The organism is Pseudomonas sp. B19125 (assembly GCF_044218855.1).
In the GTDB taxonomy this organism is placed as follows: Bacteria; Pseudomonadota; Gammaproteobacteria; order Pseudomonadales; family Pseudomonadaceae; genus Aquipseudomonas; species Aquipseudomonas edaphica.
This window is the reverse complement of sequence record NZ_CP162589.1, coordinates 5,842,016-5,858,683: the sequence shown is the minus strand read 5'-3', so window position 1 is coordinate 5,858,683 and position 16,668 is coordinate 5,842,016. Positions and strand designations below refer to the sequence as shown.

General features: G+C 60.0%; 11 protein-coding genes. 1 reads left to right on the top strand and 10 read right to left on the bottom strand.

Translation table 11 applies throughout. The features are described 5' to 3' along the window. Positions 1-187: 187 nt before the first annotated feature. Positions 188-3,703 carry a hypothetical protein gene (locus tag AB4P96_RS26760; protein ID WP_395600301.1) on the top strand — a complete coding sequence of 1,172 codons (3,516 nt, stop codon included), beginning with the start codon at positions 188-190 and terminating at the stop codon, positions 3,701-3,703. A gap of 85 nt (positions 3,704-3,788) precedes the next feature. On the opposite strand, the gene AB4P96_RS26755 is transcribed toward AB4P96_RS26760, so the two are convergent. The 10 genes from AB4P96_RS26755 to algK form a co-directional block, all read right to left on the bottom strand. Then, on the bottom strand, positions 3,789-4,064 hold the full coding sequence (locus AB4P96_RS26755; protein ID WP_395600300.1) for a DUF3077 domain-containing protein: 276 nt from the start codon (positions 4,062-4,064) through the stop codon (positions 3,789-3,791). A 319-nt stretch (positions 4,065-4,383) separates the two neighbouring features. Next, complete coding sequence (locus AB4P96_RS26750) at positions 4,384-5,835, bottom strand: mannose-1-phosphate guanylyltransferase/mannose-6-phosphate isomerase (protein WP_017138155.1); 1,452 nt, start codon at positions 5,833-5,835, stop codon at positions 4,384-4,386. Between the two features lie 186 nt (positions 5,836-6,021). Beyond that, a complete protein-coding gene (locus tag AB4P96_RS26745) occupies positions 6,022-6,678 on the bottom strand; it encodes an alginate O-acetyltransferase AlgF (RefSeq protein ID WP_017135222.1) in 657 nt (218 codons plus the stop codon). A gap of 16 nt (positions 6,679-6,694) precedes the next feature. Further along, complete coding sequence (locus AB4P96_RS26740; RefSeq protein ID WP_395600299.1) at positions 6,695-7,870, bottom strand: alginate O-acetyltransferase; 1,176 nt, start codon at positions 7,868-7,870, stop codon at positions 6,695-6,697. Between the two features lie 11 nt (positions 7,871-7,881). After that, positions 7,882-9,414, bottom strand: a complete 1,533-nt coding sequence (locus tag AB4P96_RS26735; RefSeq protein ID WP_017135220.1) for an MBOAT family protein — start codon at positions 9,412-9,414, stop codon at positions 7,882-7,884. A gap of 100 nt (positions 9,415-9,514) precedes the next feature. Next, complete coding sequence (locus AB4P96_RS26730; protein ID WP_017135219.1) at positions 9,515-10,624, bottom strand: mannuronate-specific alginate lyase; 1,110 nt, start codon at positions 10,622-10,624, stop codon at positions 9,515-9,517. An 8-nt stretch (positions 10,625-10,632) separates the two neighbouring features. After that, the gene (locus AB4P96_RS26725) at positions 10,633-12,081 is read right to left on the bottom strand and encodes an alginate O-acetyltransferase (protein ID WP_169986989.1); all 1,449 of its coding nucleotides are present in this window, start codon (positions 12,079-12,081) and stop codon (positions 10,633-10,635) included. A gap of 11 nt (positions 12,082-12,092) precedes the next feature. Beyond that, positions 12,093-13,661 carry a mannuronan 5-epimerase AlgG gene (algG, locus tag AB4P96_RS26720; protein ID WP_395600298.1) on the bottom strand — a complete coding sequence of 523 codons (1,569 nt, stop codon included), beginning with the start codon at positions 13,659-13,661 and terminating at the stop codon, positions 12,093-12,095. Further along, positions 13,661-15,148, bottom strand: coding sequence for an alginate export family protein (locus AB4P96_RS26715; protein ID WP_017135216.1), 1,488 nt, complete (start codon positions 15,146-15,148; stop codon positions 13,661-13,663). The genes algG and AB4P96_RS26715 overlap by 1 nt, the downstream gene beginning before the upstream one ends. Then, positions 15,145-16,668: an alginate biosynthesis TPR repeat lipoprotein AlgK gene (gene algK, locus AB4P96_RS26710; protein ID WP_395600297.1), complete on the bottom strand. Its 1,524-nt coding sequence runs from the start codon at positions 16,666-16,668 to the stop codon at positions 15,145-15,147. Before algK ends, AB4P96_RS26715 begins: the two co-directional genes overlap by 4 nt.

The window sequence follows — 16,668 nt, the reverse complement described above, 5'->3', positions numbered from 1 at the left end:
ACCTGTGGCTGGGCCGGGTTGACTATCTACGGGCAGAGACAGGGTCTGTGCGCTGCATTGAACACATGATCAAACAAGTTTTTTTAGCGGTTTTTATAGGAATCGACACTCAGGAAGTACCGAAGCCTGTCGGAACAGAGCGCCTCGACAGGTCCTACTTCAAGTCCTTTTATGTGAGAAAGAGTCGATGATTTACCGCCCCCTCAGTCCAGGCAATCAGCAACCGTTTTTGGCTATAACGCCATCCTCTTCATTGCCGGTTGAACCACCTCCTGCGGCGGTGGGCAATGAACCGTTGCAAGCGCCTTCGGCTCCCCAAACGCCCAGGGTGCCTCGGTTGCGCAGAGCCACACTGGAAAACGCTCCGGCCCGCGACACCTCTAAGCCTTCGGCGCTGACGCTCAGTCAGCGCCAAGAATTGGCAGGGAATATTCATACCAATTATTGCCTGACGGTGGCGTTGGAAGAGATCCAGGCGGCCATCGCCGAGGATCCGAGTCTGGATGTTGCAGCGTTGCTCGAAGTGAAGAAATTTTCCGCTCATCACGTTTCTACTTTTGGGCGCGCCTATAAAATCGCGCCGGGCGAGGATGTGCCGCTGGCGTGGTTCCTGCGGGAAAATCAATGGCGGGTCCCCAAGGATCTCGGGCAACTGGCCAACCTCATCGCCGTGTGCAAGGAGCCGTTGCCTGAGCCGGTTGAGCACGGCAATTACTGGGGGCTGTTATCCCAGCCCGCCACATTGGACAGTGGTCAGCGCACCCGGCTAAGCGAAATGGCGGCCGCCGAAATGGCCACGCTGTCGCCTGGCAAAGGCATCTTCGCTGCTTTTTTTGAGACGCATGGGGTTTCGCTTCAAGGCATGAGCGCCGCGCAGCTGCTTGAAAGCATGCTGGGCAGTGCTCAGATCAGAAACTTGGGCCAAACGCTGGAAATGGCCCTCAACAGTGACGCGTCACTGACCAGCAAAGATGCAAGTTGGGCGTTGGCTGCAATGGTGCTGGAGCTGGATCCGCAGGCCGGCAGCAAGCGTGGCGTCGTGGCCGGGTATGACCTTTACCAGCCAGCCAATCGAGATGTCCATCCTTCGGTGGTCGTCTCGCGCCTGGAGAAACATCTGGTGGACCAGGGCAAGGTGCCTGTCGAGCTGGCACCGGCCGCCGCGCGCTTATTGCTTGCAGGCGCTGACCCTGCCTTCATTGCCGAAGATATGCCCAGCAACCTGGTGGTTAAGTCTGCGGCCTTTGCCAAGCTGTCGGCGGTTGTGCAGGCGCAAGAGTTTTGGACGCCGGGCATTGCGACATACACCGATTTTCAAACGTTCATGAGGCTGGCCAATCACAGTCCTGTCTCGGAGGCCGAGGGGGTTGTCGAGGCCAAGGCTCAGTCCAATGCGTTGATTCAGTGGGGCGTTGCCCAGGATGAAATGGCAGGTAAGGACGATGAAGACTATACGTCGCAAGACGTGGTCGGGTTACGCGACGCCTTCAATGAGGAACTCTCCTCATTGAAAAAAGCCCATGAGCAGATAAGCGCTGCCATGCCCACCCGCGAGAACATCGCAGTTGAAAACCTGAAAGAGGCCTATGGGGCCGATCACTCATTTGATGTGCGTAATATCAGCATTGCCAACATCGATGCCAGTGAAAGCCAGTACCACTCGTTACTGGATATCTACATGTCAGGAAAGATGGACCGTATCCCAAGAGGGCAGCGGTACGATTTTCAGTTAGGTAACCGTTTCACCCGGGTCAAGCCGCTTCCTGATGTCAACCAGGCATTCGACAGCCAGTTCGATAGCTACTTCAACAACTTGAAGGAGGGCGTGACAACCACCTCCAGACACCAACTATTGCAGCTGTCTGCGCAAGACAGACACACCATCGCGTCGGGTAAGGTCGAGTTTTTTTCTCTACGCAAAGCCGGTGTTGCGCAGGCTGAGGAGACGGAGAGCCCGGAACAGGCACAAGCGGCCAAGGCGCGTTACGGACTGTTGATGCGGGTGCTGACCAAAGTCGACAAAAACGGCAGTGACCGGGACGTTAAAAACCTGCGCCATGTGTACTACGAAGTGTTCCCCCTGCAAGGCGTCATCCGCCGTCGCGACGACCTGCCCCGGTATCTGCCTAACCCCCCTCCACGAGTGGCCAACGCTCAAACCTACGCCACGACTCAGGCTAAAGGGGTCAGTGTTCCGGTCGATTATGAGGCCTATGAAAACGGCACCCCGCCACAGGCCGGCAAGGTTTCGACGGGGCTGTTGACTCAGCAGCTCAACGCGCCTTATTTGCCTGAGCCCAGGCAAGGGCAGGACGCCAGTTCCGCGGTTTCCGTGAATGCTCGGTTCGACACGATCGCCAAGGTGATCGCCGACCACCTGTTACATGATCGCGATGCCATAAAGGCAGGCGCCAAAGGCGTGACCGAGGTGGAAAAGGAAGAGGCCGGCATCAAGGCCGCGCATGATTTTGTGACCGGATTGATTCCGTTTAAAAATGCCATCGAAAACGCAGTCAAGGGCAATACCGGCGCGGCCATCAAGGACTTTGCGCTGGATATCTTTGGTTTCATCCTGCCATTCGGCAAAGGGCTGGGGCAGGCGAGCAAGGCGTTGGGCAAGTTGGGTGAAAAGCTCGGAACACGGGCGTTCAAGGTGTCCGATACGGTTTTGCGCTCAGTTGCCAGTGGCTTGAACCCCACCGATGGTCTGGGAGACCTGGCAGTGGGGCTGGCAAGGGGCGGGAAGACAGTGTTGAAAAGTAGTTTCAGGGAGCTGAAGCAAATATTGCAGGAGCAGTCTGTCAATGTTGGCGTGTCTGGGAAGGTAGCGAACACGGTATCCGACATCGCCGGTACCGGTCGCCAACTGCCCGACTACAGTGCTCACTCACTGCCTGATAGCCTGCTTGAGGGCCGGAATATAAAAGGGGATGGCACTTACCAAGTCGGTGATCAGCACTATGTTCGTTTCACCGATGGCACAGCCACCAGCCGAGTATTTGAAATCAGCCGGAACTATAAAGTTGCGGGCGGCCAGGTTCGGGTTATTGATCCTGTCACCCAGAAAACGGTGATGTTCCTCCAGCCAACAGGCACCGGCGAATGGCGACTGAACAGCCTGCTGGGAGGCGTCAAGCCCGAAACACTGCATGGCCCAGGTGGAATCAGGCCTCAGCCGCAAAAACGTCCTGCCGGGCAAGCCGGCTCTGGTTCATCCGCAGGCGTGGGGGTAACCGGCAGTCAGCCGGCCTTTAAACGACCCAAGGTGCCTGAAGCTTTCCCGGGTGAAAAAGCGCTGATGGACCCTCCCGTCACAGGCGAGAACCGTTTCTACCATTACACCGGGGCAAAGTCTCATGCCGCAATCAACAGCGATTGGCATCTGCAGTCCTCGGTGCTTAACGTGGATGGCAAGCCGTTACCGGGCGGGCGAGCCAGGCATTACTTTACGGATCTGGCGCCTGATGATGCGGCAACCAAAGAGATTTCCACGACTATTTTTGGGCGCCGGCGACATGGCAACCAATTGGATAAGATGACGCATTACTACGAGGTCAATACCTCGGGGCTGACGGTCATGAAAACCGATAACCCACATATTTTTTATGTGGAGACGACATACGCCCTGCCCTTGAAGTACAGAGTCGATGGTGAGCCGGTGAGTCGAATCATTACCCACGGGCAAACGCCATTCACTGCGTAGCCTCTACGGCCCCTCCCGCATTTAACCGCGTCCCTGCTTTGAAATACGGCCAACGGCGGGAGGGGGCTTGCTCCCGATGAATTGCTTACTGAGCAGAAGAATCCGCCTGCAAGCCTTCGATGGAAGCCTCAACCAATGCCAAACCGGTTTCGGCTAACTGCAGGCTGGCCCAATTCAGGTAGCTCTGGTGTTCGGTGCGCAAGTCTTGAGCTGCCAAGGTGAGCACGCGCGCGGTGCCTAAAACATAGCTGGCATGTTCCAGTGCATGTTCGATGGGAATGCCGGGTTGTACGCAAAAAAGAGGTTCTTCACTGCGGTCGCTGGGGCCGAAGGGGGTGGGGCGGGTGGTTTGTTTGGACATGGTGGATCTCCTGATGAAAATGGGATCCTATGAGTTCGCGAGGCCGTCAAACCTCATCACGAATGAGTCGTGACAGGCGCGAGGATAGGCAGGATGGAGCCAAGGGTCAATGCTGGCGGGATGCTTTCGGACGCCATCGCAGGCAAGCCAGCTCCCACATTCGACTGCATTCGAAGGGCATACCCGGTCCAACTGTGGGAGCTGGCTTGCCTGCGATGAGGCCCTTACGGTCACTGCAAAACCCAAGAAAAAGCCCCCACCCAGCCCACTGCGGATAGGGGACGCAACGGGCTGGATGAGGGCTTCTTGTACGACCGTGTTACTGCGCGATAGTTTTCACCGAAACGCCACGTTCAACCGGCGTCGAGCGACCGTAGATATCTTCAAAGCGCTCGATATCGTCTTCGCCCAGGTAGCTGCCCGATTGCACTTCGATGATCTCCAACGGGATCTTGCCCGGGTTACGCAGGCGGTGCACCGAGGCGATCGGGATGTAGGTGGACTGGTTCTCGCAGAGCAGGAACACGTTGTCGTCACAAGTGACTTCGGCCGTGCCGCTGACCACGATCCAGTGTTCGGCGCGGTGGTGGTGCATCTGCAGCGACAGGCACGCGCCCGGCTTGACCGAGATGTGCTTGACCTGGAAGCGCCCGCCCATGTCCACCGAGTCGTAGGAACCCCACGGGCGGTAGACTTCGCAGTGGTTCTGGGTTTCGCTGCGGCCCTGGTCGTTGAGGGTGGAGACCATCTGCTTGACGCCCTGGACCTTGTCCTTGTGGGCAATCATCATCGCGTCCTTGGTTTCCACCACCACGATATTGTCCAGGCCGATCACCGACACCAGCTTGCCGTTGCCGTGGATCATGCAGTTGCGGCTGTCCTGGATGACCACGTCGCCTTTGCTGACGTTGCCATTGACGTCTTTGTCATTGACCGCCCACAACGAGGCCCAGCAACCCACGTCGCTCCAACCGGCACTCAACGGCACCACGCAGGCGCGCTGGGTTTTTTCCATCACCGCGTAGTCGATGGAGTTGTCCGGGCAGCAGGCGAAGGTAGATTCGTCGAAGGTCACGGTGTCGGCATCCTGCTCGCTGCGCTCCAGGGTCAGCACGCAGGTGTCGTAGATGTCCGGGTCGTGTTTTTTCAGCTCTTCAAGAAAACGGCTGGCGCGGAACAGGAACATGCCGCTGTTCCAGAAGTAGCCGCCGCTTTTGACGAACTCGACGGCGCGTTTTTCATCGGGTTTTTCCACGAACTGTTGCACGCGGCTGACGCCTTCGGGCAGCAGCGAATCGTTGCTGGACTTGATGTAGCCGTAACCGGTTTCCGGGCGGGTTGCCGGCACGCCGAACAGCACCATCTCGCCACGCTCGGCCGCCACGGTGGCCAGGGCCAGGGCGCGTTGCAGGGCTTTCTGGTCGTCGATCACGTGGTCGGCGGGCAGCACCAGCATCAGCTCGTCGCGGCCTTCGTTGACCAGCATCATCGCAGTCAGGGCCACGGCCGGCGCGGTGTTGCGGCCGAACGGCTCCATCAGGATGCGTTGGCATTCGAGCTTACGCGTGCTCAGTTGCTCGTTGACGATGAAGCGGTGGTCCTTGTTGCAGACCACGATCGGGGCGTCCATGCCTTCGAACACCAGGCGCTCCAGGGTTTGCTGGAACAGTGTGTGTTCGCCGGTCAAGGCCAGGAATTGCTTGGGGAACTGTTTGCGGGAAAGCGGCCAAAGACGTGAGCCGCTACCACCGGAAAGGATTACTGGGATCATGGGTGTTTCTCCTTGAATCGATTTGGGTCAGAGCTACGAAGGTTTGTCGTTTCACTCTTGTTTTTGTCTCGGTCCTGAGTCGAAACGCGCACAGTGTGGGAGCTGGCTTGCCTGCGATGGCGCCTTCAAGACTGCCATCGCAGGCAAGCCAGCTCCCACAAGGGGCGTGTCAACTCAGGGAAATCATCAGCGGGTCGACACTGGGCGTTTCACCCACACTGGCGAAATGCTCGAACCCGAGCCGGTCACGTACAGCACCGCCGCTTCACCCCGTTCCAAAGCCACCGGCTTCACATCGCCGACTTTCTTGTCACCGTCGTACAACGCCAGGCTGACTTTCACCGGGTTGATTTCGCGCTCGCCACGGCCCTTGGCAGCCACCGACTTGACCACGTCGGTCTTGCCGTCGGCGGTTTTCAGGGTCAGGGCCTTGTCGCTGAGGTTCTGCACACGCACCAGGGATTTCTGCTTGTTCTTGAACGGCGGCTCTTCGATCAGCTGTGGCTGGCCGCTGCCGCTGTTAACCAGGGTGTAGTAGTGGTCAGCGGCAAGTTTGACCGGCACGGTCTGGCTGCCGACCTTGGCGCTGTAGTCGCCGCCGGGCATGAAGCTGAAATCACTGCTGGCCAGCGGCGCAACGTCGCTCAGGTTGGTGGCGCCGACGGTGGCGCTGACTTCCTGGTTCGATGCGTTGTAGATCCGCACGAAGCTGGAGCCTTTTGGTGCCGTCGGGCCGTAGAGGGCGGCGTCGCCCCCGGCGAAGGCGGACATCGATACGAAGCTCAAGCCGGCAGCGATGGCCAGGGTCTTGGCGAGACGACGCGGAGTAGTAGTGAAAGTCATGTGAGTTACCTCTCTTTCAGTTTTGCGCCCGGTCGGGCGTCTCGGATTTTTTGAAGGTGTTGATTGCCATGTTCTGTTGGCGCGAACCGGCTTGTTTAAGCTGCGCAACCCACTGCGGGTCGGCATCACCGATTTCGTTGTTGACGGGCAGATAACGTTCCGGAAACTCCCAGATCAGCACTTGGGGCGGGCTGTTCTTGAAGTCATCGCTTTTCAGGTAGCTGAGCATCGGCAGGATCGGGCCGTGGCCGTCTTCGGAGTAGTTGATGACGTCGCTGTGCAAGGCTTGCTTGAGCGCGCCGACGAAGTTCCAGTTGGGGTTGGCGCTGTAGCTGGTGCCCACCAGGGCCACTGGGGTTTCGCTGTCGCTGAACAGGGCGTCGTCGCCTTTGTTTTCCGCCAGGTGCGTGACGCGTTTTTGCAGCGGCTCTTTAGGCGGCATCAGGTTTTCAAACAGTGGGTCCAGCGGCAGGAACAGGCGCAGGTCGCCTTTGTGCGGTTCGGTTTTTTCGGCTTCGGTGACAAAACGCTGTGGCTCACCGCTCAGCGGCGTCTTGTCGGCAATGGTCTTGGCCAATTGTTTGGCAGCGATTTCCGCGCCGTCCGGGGTCCAGTGGGTATCGGTGCGCAGGAACACTTGCGTGCCGCTTAGCTTGGCCTGTTGCAGCGGGCCAAGCAGGTCAGGGGCAATGATCTTGTCGGCCGCCACACGGGCGTGGAAGTCCTCGTACAGGTTGGCGTGGATGCTCGCCGGTTTCACTTTACCCAGGTGTTCCGGGTACAAGCGCACCTTGGCCGGCACGATCGCCATCACCAGTTGGATGCCCTGGGCCTTGAGTTTTTGGCGCACGCCTTCGACCAGCGCGTAGTTGCCTTGCAGGTTCTGGTCTTCGTTGACGATGGGGTTGAATTCCTCGTCGCTGTACAACCAGTGGTCGCGGCCCAGCACCACGCCGGGGCGGCCTTCATTGAACAGCTTGTAGTCCAGCGCCGCCCAGAGGTTGGTGCCCAGGCGCTTGATCGGGAACTCATCGTCGTAGTGGGTCTCGACGGCCTTGGTCCAGCGGCCGTTGAGCACGGTGGCGTCGGCGTTGGTGCTGAAGCCGAAGAAGCTGCGCAGCGACCAGGCGCCCAAGGCCAGCAGCACCAGCAGGAACAGCGTGATATAGAGGACGCGAAATGAACGGGTCATGGTCGGCTCCCTCAAAATTGGAAGTAAAGGAACGGCGAGAAGCTCTGCGCCGACAGTTTCAGAATCGACGCCACGAACAGCAGCAGTACGGTGGCGCGCATGGCGTAGCGTGGCCAGTCAGCGGTCCAGTAGGCCGGTTGCACGGCGGCGTCCTGGCCCACGCTGAAACCGGGCTGGTGGATGCTGCCTGGGTTGTCGCCCGGTACTGCCTTGATCAGGCTCGGGTCGGCGGGTTTGGCTTTTTCGGCAGGGCGATTGTTGTAGAAATCGCGCAGGCCAAAGAACGCCAGTGTTGCGTAGGCCACCACCAGGGTCGCCACTTGCAGGCCGGTGAGGCTGGCACGGTTGAGTTCTGACAACGACCACTCACCAAAGCTGAACATCGCGCCGTACATACGCCCGGCGACGTGCAGGTTTTCGGCGCGGAAGATCACCCAGCCCATCACCACCAGCAGGAAGGTGAAGGCCCAGCGCAGCAGATTGAAACTGCGTGGCGCGGTATTCAGGCCGATGGCTTTTTCAATCGCCAACCACATGCCGTGCCACGCGCCCCACACGATGTAGGTGATGTTTGCGCCATGCCACAGGCCACCGAGCAGCATGGTCAGGAACAGGTTGCGATAGGTGATCAGCGTGCCTTTACGGTTGCCGCCCAGGGTGATGTACAGGTAGTCACGCAGCCAAGTGGACAGGCTGATGTGCCAGCGCCGCCAGAACTCGGTGATCGACTGGCTGATGTACGGCTGCTTGAAGTTTTCCATGAAGCGGAAACCCATCATCAAGCCCAGGCCGATGGCCATGTCGCTGTAGCCGGAGAAGTCGAAGTACAGCTGCGCGGTGTAAGCCAGCGCGCCGAGCCAGGCATCGCCCGTGGTCGGGTTTTGCAGGGCGAAGCAATGGTCGGCCACCACCGCCAGGGTGTCGGCGATGAAGACTTTCTTGATGAAACCCTGCATGAACCGCGTGCAGCCCTCGGAGAACTTGTCGAGGGTGTGGGTGCGGTTGTTGAACTGGTCGGCCAGGTCACGGAAGCGCAACACGGGACCTGCAATCAGGTGCGGGAAGATTGCCACGAACGCCGCAAAGTCGATCAGGTTGCGGGTTGCCGGGGTGTCGCCACGGTACACGTCGATGATGTAGCTGATGGACTCGAAGATGTAGAACGAGATGCCAATCGGCAACAGCACGTGGGTGAGGATGAACGGCTCCAGGCCCGCCGACTTCATCATCACATTGATGCTGTCGACGCCGAAGTTGGCGTACTTGAAGTAGCCGAGGATGCACAGGTCGACAGCCACGCCGAGCAACAGCCAGCGCTGCGCCGGTTTGGTGCGCACGCCGGCGGCACCGACCTTGAGGCCGATCCAGTAATTCCACAGCGTCACGGCGGCGAACAGCGCCAGGAAGTCCACTCGCCACCAGGCGTAGAACACGTAGCTGGCAATCAGCAGCAGCAGATTGCGATAGCGTTGCCCGCTCAAGTAGTACAAGCCGAGAAAGATCGGCAAGAACAGAAACAGGAACACATTGGACGAGAAAACCATCCCGATCTCTCCATGTTTAACCAACAGTCAAGGGCCAACGGCCCCCCCAAACCCCCCACGAATCTGGGAGGGTGTACGCGTTCAGTGTGGGAGCTGTGTATCAGCTGCCTTTGTTGCCTTTTTCGTGCGTCGGGTCGTAGACCTTGGTCAGGTCACCGCCGAGGCGGAAGGTCTTGAACGGCTGCATGCCGTGCTTGCGCTCGATCACCTCCGGCGCGCAGGTGTAGAGGGTGCAGAAGGGTTCAAGCCAGGCAAATTTCATGTCTTCCTTGAGGTCCTTCATGTCCTGCTCTTTGCCGTTCTTCTGCTCGAAGATGTCCGGGTCTTTAACCCCGGCCAGCACCTTGTCGCCCAGGCGTTTGAGCGCGCCGTTATTTTCCTGGCGCAGGTCCACACCGTTGACCAGCGCAAAGCTGGCGATCATCGACAGCGGCGGCAGCGCGTAGTTGTGGTACGCCAAGGCGCGTTGCTGGCGCTTCAGTTCGTTGGGCAAGAAGCCCTGGGCGTCCACCTGGTTGGCGCCGACCTTGTATTCCTTCACCGCCCAATCAAACAGGTCGCGACGGTTGGTGGCGATGGACGTGGCCATCACCGACCACGCGGCCCAGTAGGAGTGGTTGTTGGTTTTATCCAGGGGCAGGTTGTCCCAGTCGCTGACGACTTGATCGGCGAGTTTGTTGAACCAGGCCTCGATCAATTGCGATTCCTGCTGATGATTAGCCAGCGGGTGCGAGTCGGAGAACTTCAGGCGTACATAGGCCGAGGCCATGCTGCCTAGCGCCCATTTGCGCATGGACTTGCCGGTGTGGTTGAAGTCCTTGGACATCAAGGCATCGGCCTTGGCCCAGCTCGTAAGCCAGTTGAGTGTGCATTCCAGCTGCTCCGGGCGGCCGTCGCGCATAAACTGCATCACGCGTTTGCTGGTGTCTTTTTCCAGCTTGGTGATGTCGGCAGTGCTGTCACGAAAGGCTTTTTCCGATTGCACATTCAGGGTGGCGCGGGCCTTGTCCGAGCCTTCGTACTTGCTGCGAAATTGCAGCGAGCCGGTGTACGGCGCCGGCATGGCGTCGCAGTCATTCTTGAAGTCGCCGGTCTTGAACGCTTCCACCGGGGCGAAATAGCCTTGAGGTGGACGCAGTGGCGCGGCGGCGTTGACTACACCTGCGAACATCGCCAGGCCCAGCAGCGTTGGAATCAATAATTTCTGCATAAGTAACCTCACTTCCCAAGCTGGGCGGTCTGTTGACCACCCGCCGAGAACACGTTGCGTGTGCAAATTTTCGCTTCGACTTTCTGCGCGGCAGTGCCCGCTTCGGGGCCTTGCACTTCCACGGCCAGCAAGTTCTGCGAGGCCCAGTCTTCATCGGTGCGCAGTTCAAAGGCGAAACGCCCGTCTGTATCGGATGTTTCGGGTTTCTCGATCTTGATGTCCTCGTGGCGCCCGTTCATGTACCAGAGGGTGGCTTGCAGGGTTTTCACCGACGGGTCGGCGAAGCGGATATCGACCTGATGGTTGGCGTTGCGCAGGTCTTTGTTCGAGCTGTTGACCATCAACTCGTTCTTGCCGGGTTTGAGCGTGGTGCTGGCGCTCATTTGCGCAGGCTTGCCTTCGCAGCCGTTGTCGAGCAGCGCCATCATCTGGCGGTAGATGGTTTCCTGGTCGAGGCGGTACAACGGCGAGAATTCCCAGATAAGGATTTTCGGCGGGGTTTTCTGGAACTCGTCGCTGCCCAGGTACTGGATCATCGAGCCTTCCAGACCGCCGCCGGGGAAGGCGACGTTAAGGATGTCGGCACCGATTTCCTGCTCCAGGAAGCCGGCGAAGTTGTAGTTCTTGCCACTGTGGCTGGTGCCCACCAGGGTGATCTGCGGGTTGCCCGAATCGCCGAACAGGTCGCCGTCACCGGCTTCGCCTTTAGGCTCGGTGGTGAATTGGTCCATGTACTGGATTGCGTAGCTGGTGCCGCACAGTTGCCCGGCCATGTTGTGCAGGGTGCCGGTCTTGCCCATGCGCCCTGAGCGTTTGGTTTCGAATTCGCGCTTGGGAATATCGGCAAACTCGGGCATGGCCCGCACTTTGGCGCCGACGATTTTTGCCGTGCGTTGGGCGCCGTATGGCGTCCAGTGCTGGTCACCACGGAAGTAGAAGTCGTGGGCCGGCAGTTCATCGGGCAACTGTTCGTTGGTCAGCGGCGACAGGTCCGGCACCACATAACCCATCTTGGCGAAACGGCCGAGCATGCTTTTGTAGTTGCCCAGCGCCTTGTCAAAATTGAACGCGGCTTTTTCCTCAGGGTTGAGCTTGTTGCGATTCACCAGGCCACGGGTCGGCTGGTACACCACCACCAGTTCCACGCCCTTGGCCTTGAACGCATCGTGCAGCTGCTGCATGCGTTTGTAGCCGGCGGGGCTGGTGTCGAATTCGGTGCGCAAATCTTCCTGGGTACGGAACAGCCAGTCGCCCTGGGCTTGCACCAGGGTGGTGAAGTTCTGCTGGTAGCGCGTGGTGTAGTTCTTCGCGTCATGGGCGGCCGGGCACAGGCTGCAGCACGGCTCGGCGGTGAAGGTCGGTGCCTTGATTTCATCGGCGCGCACGCCCTGGCTGGCCGCCAGCAGGCCGAGGGTCAGACCCGAGAGGCTCAGCAGTTTGATCATGTGTGGGTGCATAAGGGTCATCCTCAGTCCTGCATTTGGGTCTGGCGTTCGACAGGGTCGATCAGTACGGCTTTCTGCTGGCGCACCAGCAGGTCGAGAATCTCTTCCTGGCGATCGCCCAGCACACCGGCAAAGCTGATGCCGCTGGATTTGGTCGGCGCCAGCATCGACACGCGGTACAGCTCGATGCTCAACGGCGAATCAATCGACAGCGGCCCGCTGCCGTTGCCGGCCAGCTCGCCGCCGACCACGATCAGCGAGACTTTCGCGTCAAACGGGTCGAGGGCGATGTCGCGGTCGGTGTTGGTCAAATCCTTGATGTGCCCGTACACGCCGGTCAGCCCGTTGGCCATGGCGGAGTTCTCGTACAGGCGAATGTTCACGCTGTTGCGCACGCGGATGCCGTGGCGACGGTTGGCGATGACCTTGTTGCCCCACAACAGGTTGTCGCCGCTCTCATAGAGGGTGATGCCGTCGGTGTGGTTGCGGTAGATCTCGTTGTCGGCGATCAGGTTGTTGACGCTGTTACGGTCGATCACCAGGCCCGAGAGCTTGTTGTCGTAGCTGCGGTTGTTGAAGATGAAGCTGTCGTTGACCTCACGGGAAATGATGATCCCGTGCTTTTTCTTGGTGCCGTAGACGGTGTTGTCGGCAATGATCAGGCCGTGGGAACGGTCGTGCGGGTCGATGCCGTAGACGATGTTGTCTTTGTAGGTGTTGCCCTTGATCACAAAGCCCGTGGTCTCGTAGCAATAGAAGCCGTACCACATGTCCGAGAACTCGGAATCGATGATCCAGCCGGTCGGTTCCGCGCGCTTGAGCACCTTGGCCATGTTCGGCGTGTACTGGGAAATACTCACGCCGTAAGACTTACTGTTGGCGTAGCCAAAGCTGGCCATCTTGGTCTTGGAGATGTAGGTTTCGGTGCCGCCCCAGGCCAGCAGGAACGGGCGGAATTCCTTGGGCGACTTGAACAGCGCCGGGCCGTTGGTCTTTTCGTCCCAGCCGGTGATTTTGGTGTCACGCACAAACAGCTGGCCGTCGTTGATCAGGAACGAACCGGCTTGCTGGGACAGGCGCAGCTCCTGGGTCTTCTTGTCGATGTCGAGGATGCCTTTGCGCCCGACCACAATCGGCAGCTTGGCCAGAAACACCCCCGGCGAGGTTTCACTGAGGTACTGCTTGGGCACTTTACCGAGCAGGTCCTTGAGGTTCAGGTAGCCGTCGTCGACAAAGATCGCCTGGGGAATGCCGTGCTGGCGTACCACCCATTCGGCCATCTTGTTATCGCCGCCGATAAAGTCCTTGAGCGCGTCTTCCTGCATCATGCGGCGGATGCTGACTTTGCCCGGTTTGCTGCGCACGATCTTCTTTTCCATCGCCGCTGCGGTGTAGCCAGTCAGGTCGGGCAGCGCAGGCTTGGGCAGTTCCAGCGGCGCGGTGGGCGGGCTGGAAATGGTGTAGGTCTTGGCCTGTTGCAGTTCCTTGGCGATGGTCGGCGCCTTGGCCGCCGTATCGGCAAACGCTGTGGCGCTGGCCATCAGCATTGCCGCGACGAGTAGGCTTTGAGCATTCATTGCGCAGGCTCCCATCAGAATTTCCAGATCACGTCGACAAACGCGCGGTGCATGTACGAGTCGACCTGGCTGCCATAGGCATCGCCCGGCTTGAACACGCCTGCACGAAAGCGCACCAGTGCCGACGGCTCGTCGATCGACTGGCTGAGGGCGGCCGGCAACAGGCCCTTTTTGAAGTACTTGGTGACCACCAGGTCCATCTCCTGACCCAGGTCTTTTTTGCCGTCTTCCAGCGGTAACGAGGTGCTGGACAGGATCGCGCCGGTCACGTCGTCGGTGTTGTTCTGCACCGCATCGATGCCGTTGCTGCCCACCGGCTTGTTGCCGTCCACGCGCCAGAACTTGTGATAGACCAGGCTGGCGTCATAGTCCTCGCGCAGCTGCCAGGAACCGAACAGGCTCATGGACTGCATGTTGTTCATCTCACCGCGAAACGCCTCGCCAAAGCGATGCACACGGGACTGGGTGCCGGTCCAGTTCGAACGGTTGCTTTGCAAGCCGTTCTGCTCGTACTCGGCGCTGGCACGGGAATAGGCCGCACCGACTTGCCACTGCGGGTCGAGGCGCAGGCGCACGCCGATGTCAGTGGCCCAGCCATTCACGTCGTCGCTGCGCTTGGCCTGGGTTGGGCGGGTGCCGTCGGCGTTGAGGGCGTTGACCGTGTCGCGGTTGCCTTTCATGCCGGTGACGCTGGCCCAGTAGTTGACGGTGTTGGTGTTGCGCCAGTTGTAGGCGTCGCTGTTGGCTTCGATGCCGAGCCAGGTCAGGTCGCCGTTTTCGCGCTTGTCCAACGAGTCGGTCGCCACGCCCGGTTCCGGGTAGTCGAGCTTACCGTTGTCATGGGTGTGGTGGGCGCGCAAGCCGATCCACTGGCCTGGGGTCCACTGGTAGGCGGCGTCGGCGTAGAGGTGCTGGCGGTCCTTGTCCTTGGGCGACAGCTCCTTGAGGTCGGTGCGGTATTCGCTGAAGCGTTCGGCAACGCCGACATTGGCCTTGAGCAGGGTGGTATCGAAGGTCCAGTTCAGCGCTTCGATATTGGTGTCGCGCCATTGGCCGTCGTCATTGCGCAGGCGTTGGCGACCCAGCTTGAGCAGCTCGCCCGGGTAAGGCGTGAAACCGCTGTAGCCGACCCAGAACTCGCGCATGGCCAGGTAGTTTTTCTTGGACTTGCGGTCGTTGTTGGTGGTTTGCTGATTTTCGTCATCGGCCGATTGTTGCAGGGGGTCGGTCTCGATGATGTCACTCGACACGACCGCCTGGCCCATGGCGTAGGCGCTCCACGCGCCGCTTTCGCCGTAGACCCACGGGCGCAGGTCGAGGCCGATGCCGTTGACGTCGCCGCCTTTTTGCGTACCGAGGTCGCGGTCATCTTCGGACTGTGCGGTGGCTTTGACTTCCAGGCCGAAGTTTTTGGCTTCGGTCAGCGCGGCCAGGGTCGGGCACGACCACAGCAGGGCGAAGGTCAGGCCGATACCGGCCTTGACGAATGGGTTGAGCTTCATAGGGATTCCTCGCCGTCTTCTTCTTGCAGGGCGTGCAGTTGCAGCGTGCTCTGGGCCAGGGTGCCGCGCGTGGCCAGTTCCTGTTGCACCAGGCGTTGGCCTTCGGCGCGTTGCTCAGGCGTGAGCGGGGCTTCGAGCTGCGTGGCCAGGTCATTGGCCTCTGGCGTGTCCTGGGCTTTGGCCAATTGGCTGAAGACATAGGCGTTCAATGGGTCGGGCTTGGTGCCCTTGCCCTGGGAGAACAATTGCGCGATGGCGAAGTCGGCGCTGTTCTGGCCGTTGCGTGCAGCGGTCAGCAGGTGGTCGAGGGCTTTTTGCGAGTAGACCTTGCCCAGGTAGCCACGGCGGTAGATCTGGCCGAGGTAGTAATCGGCGGCGACTTCACGGCCCACGGCTTTCTCGAAATGCGCTTCGGCAGCCTTGGCGTCTGCCGGTACCCATTTGCCTTCGTAGTAGAGCTTGCCCAGCAACAGCTCGGCGCGCGGCTGGTCGGCGGCGCGGCCGTTGTCCAGGTACTTCATCATCTGGTCGACGTCGCCCAGTTCGGGGAAGTCGTAGAGCAGTTGCGCCAGGCTGACCCAGGAGGCCGGATAGCCGGGGGCGATTTTTTCCAGCAGCGCCTGGGCGGTTTTTTCATCCGGCTGGCCGAGTGTCGCATCACCCAATACGCGGGCTACGCTGTCGACGCGCTGGGCGGTGACGGTGCCACGGGCGTAGCCGGCTTCGAGCTGCTTGAGCAGTTCGGCCTGTTTTTCCGGCTCGGCTTTCTTCTGATAAACCGTGGCCAGCTCGACGTAGCAGATATCGGTGGTGTTCAGCGCCGCCTTGCAGATGCGCTCCACATCATCCAGGTGCTGGTCGTAGGTGCCCTGGGTGCGGTATAGCAGCACTTGGGCCAGGCCGGCTTCCGGATAACCCGCCGCTTGCCATTTGCTGATCTGCTGCTGGGCGTTCACGTTGGGGAAGCTGTGCGGGTATTGCAGGTACAGCATCGCCAGTGGGATCAGGGTGTTGCCTTCGCCATTGGCAAAGGCTTTTTTCAACAGGCCTTCGGCTTCGTGCTGTTCGGCTTCGGTTGCGCCGGGTTTGGCCACCAGCAGGCGGCCCAGACGTGCCTGGGCTCGCGGCGACGTATCGGCGGCCGCGCGGTAAGTGGCCTCGGCCTGGCGGATCTGCTCGGGGTCGCGGGTGGTGACCTGGATGTCAGCGAGGCCGACTTGGGCTTCGCTGTAGCCCAGGCCTGCCAACTGCTGGTAGTTCTGTTGGGCGGTGACCGTGTCGCCACGCTTCAACGCTTCGTTGGCCAGGCGCTGGTCGGGCAGGCCGGCGCAACCGGCGAGGCTGACCGCCAGTGCCAATGTGCAGAATGCAGAGGCGAAGTGCGACCCGCTCTGTGTGGGAGCTGGCTTGCCTGCGATGCGGGCAACTCGGTCTTTCAGGTGCACCGAGTCGATCCCATCGCGGGCAAGCCCGACTCCCACAGTGCTCTGTGTTGTGCTTGAAATAGGGTTCACAGGCAT

What these genes read in the sequence shown, in the direction of transcription:
- AB4P96_RS26760 (WP_395600301.1), top strand. Translation starts at nt 188, where the DNA reads ATGATTTACCGCCCCCTCAGTCCAGGCAATCAGCAACCGTTTTTGGCT.
- AB4P96_RS26755 (WP_395600300.1), bottom strand. Translation starts at nt 4,064, where the DNA reads ATGTCCAAACAAACCACCCGCCCCACCCCCTTCGGCCCCAGCGACCGC.
- AB4P96_RS26750 (WP_017138155.1), bottom strand. Translation starts at nt 5,835, where the DNA reads ATGATCCCAGTAATCCTTTCCGGTGGTAGCGGCTCACGTCTTTGGCCG.
- AB4P96_RS26745 (WP_017135222.1), bottom strand. Translation starts at nt 6,678, where the DNA reads ATGACTTTCACTACTACTCCGCGTCGTCTCGCCAAGACCCTGGCCATC.
- AB4P96_RS26740 (WP_395600299.1), bottom strand. Translation starts at nt 7,870, where the DNA reads ATGACCCGTTCATTTCGCGTCCTCTATATCACGCTGTTCCTGCTGGTG.
- AB4P96_RS26735 (WP_017135220.1), bottom strand. Translation starts at nt 9,414, where the DNA reads ATGGTTTTCTCGTCCAATGTGTTCCTGTTTCTGTTCTTGCCGATCTTT.
- AB4P96_RS26730 (WP_017135219.1), bottom strand. Translation starts at nt 10,624, where the DNA reads ATGCAGAAATTATTGATTCCAACGCTGCTGGGCCTGGCGATGTTCGCA.
- AB4P96_RS26725 (WP_169986989.1), bottom strand. Translation starts at nt 12,081, where the DNA reads ATGCACCCACACATGATCAAACTGCTGAGCCTCTCGGGTCTGACCCTC.
- algG (WP_395600298.1), bottom strand. Translation starts at nt 13,661, where the DNA reads ATGGGAGCCTGCGCAATGAATGCTCAAAGCCTACTCGTCGCGGCAATG.
- AB4P96_RS26715 (WP_017135216.1), bottom strand. Translation starts at nt 15,148, where the DNA reads ATGAAGCTCAACCCATTCGTCAAGGCCGGTATCGGCCTGACCTTCGCC.
- algK (WP_395600297.1), bottom strand. Translation starts at nt 16,668, where the DNA reads ATGCCTGTGAACCCTATTTCAAGCACAACACAGAGCACTGTGGGAGTC.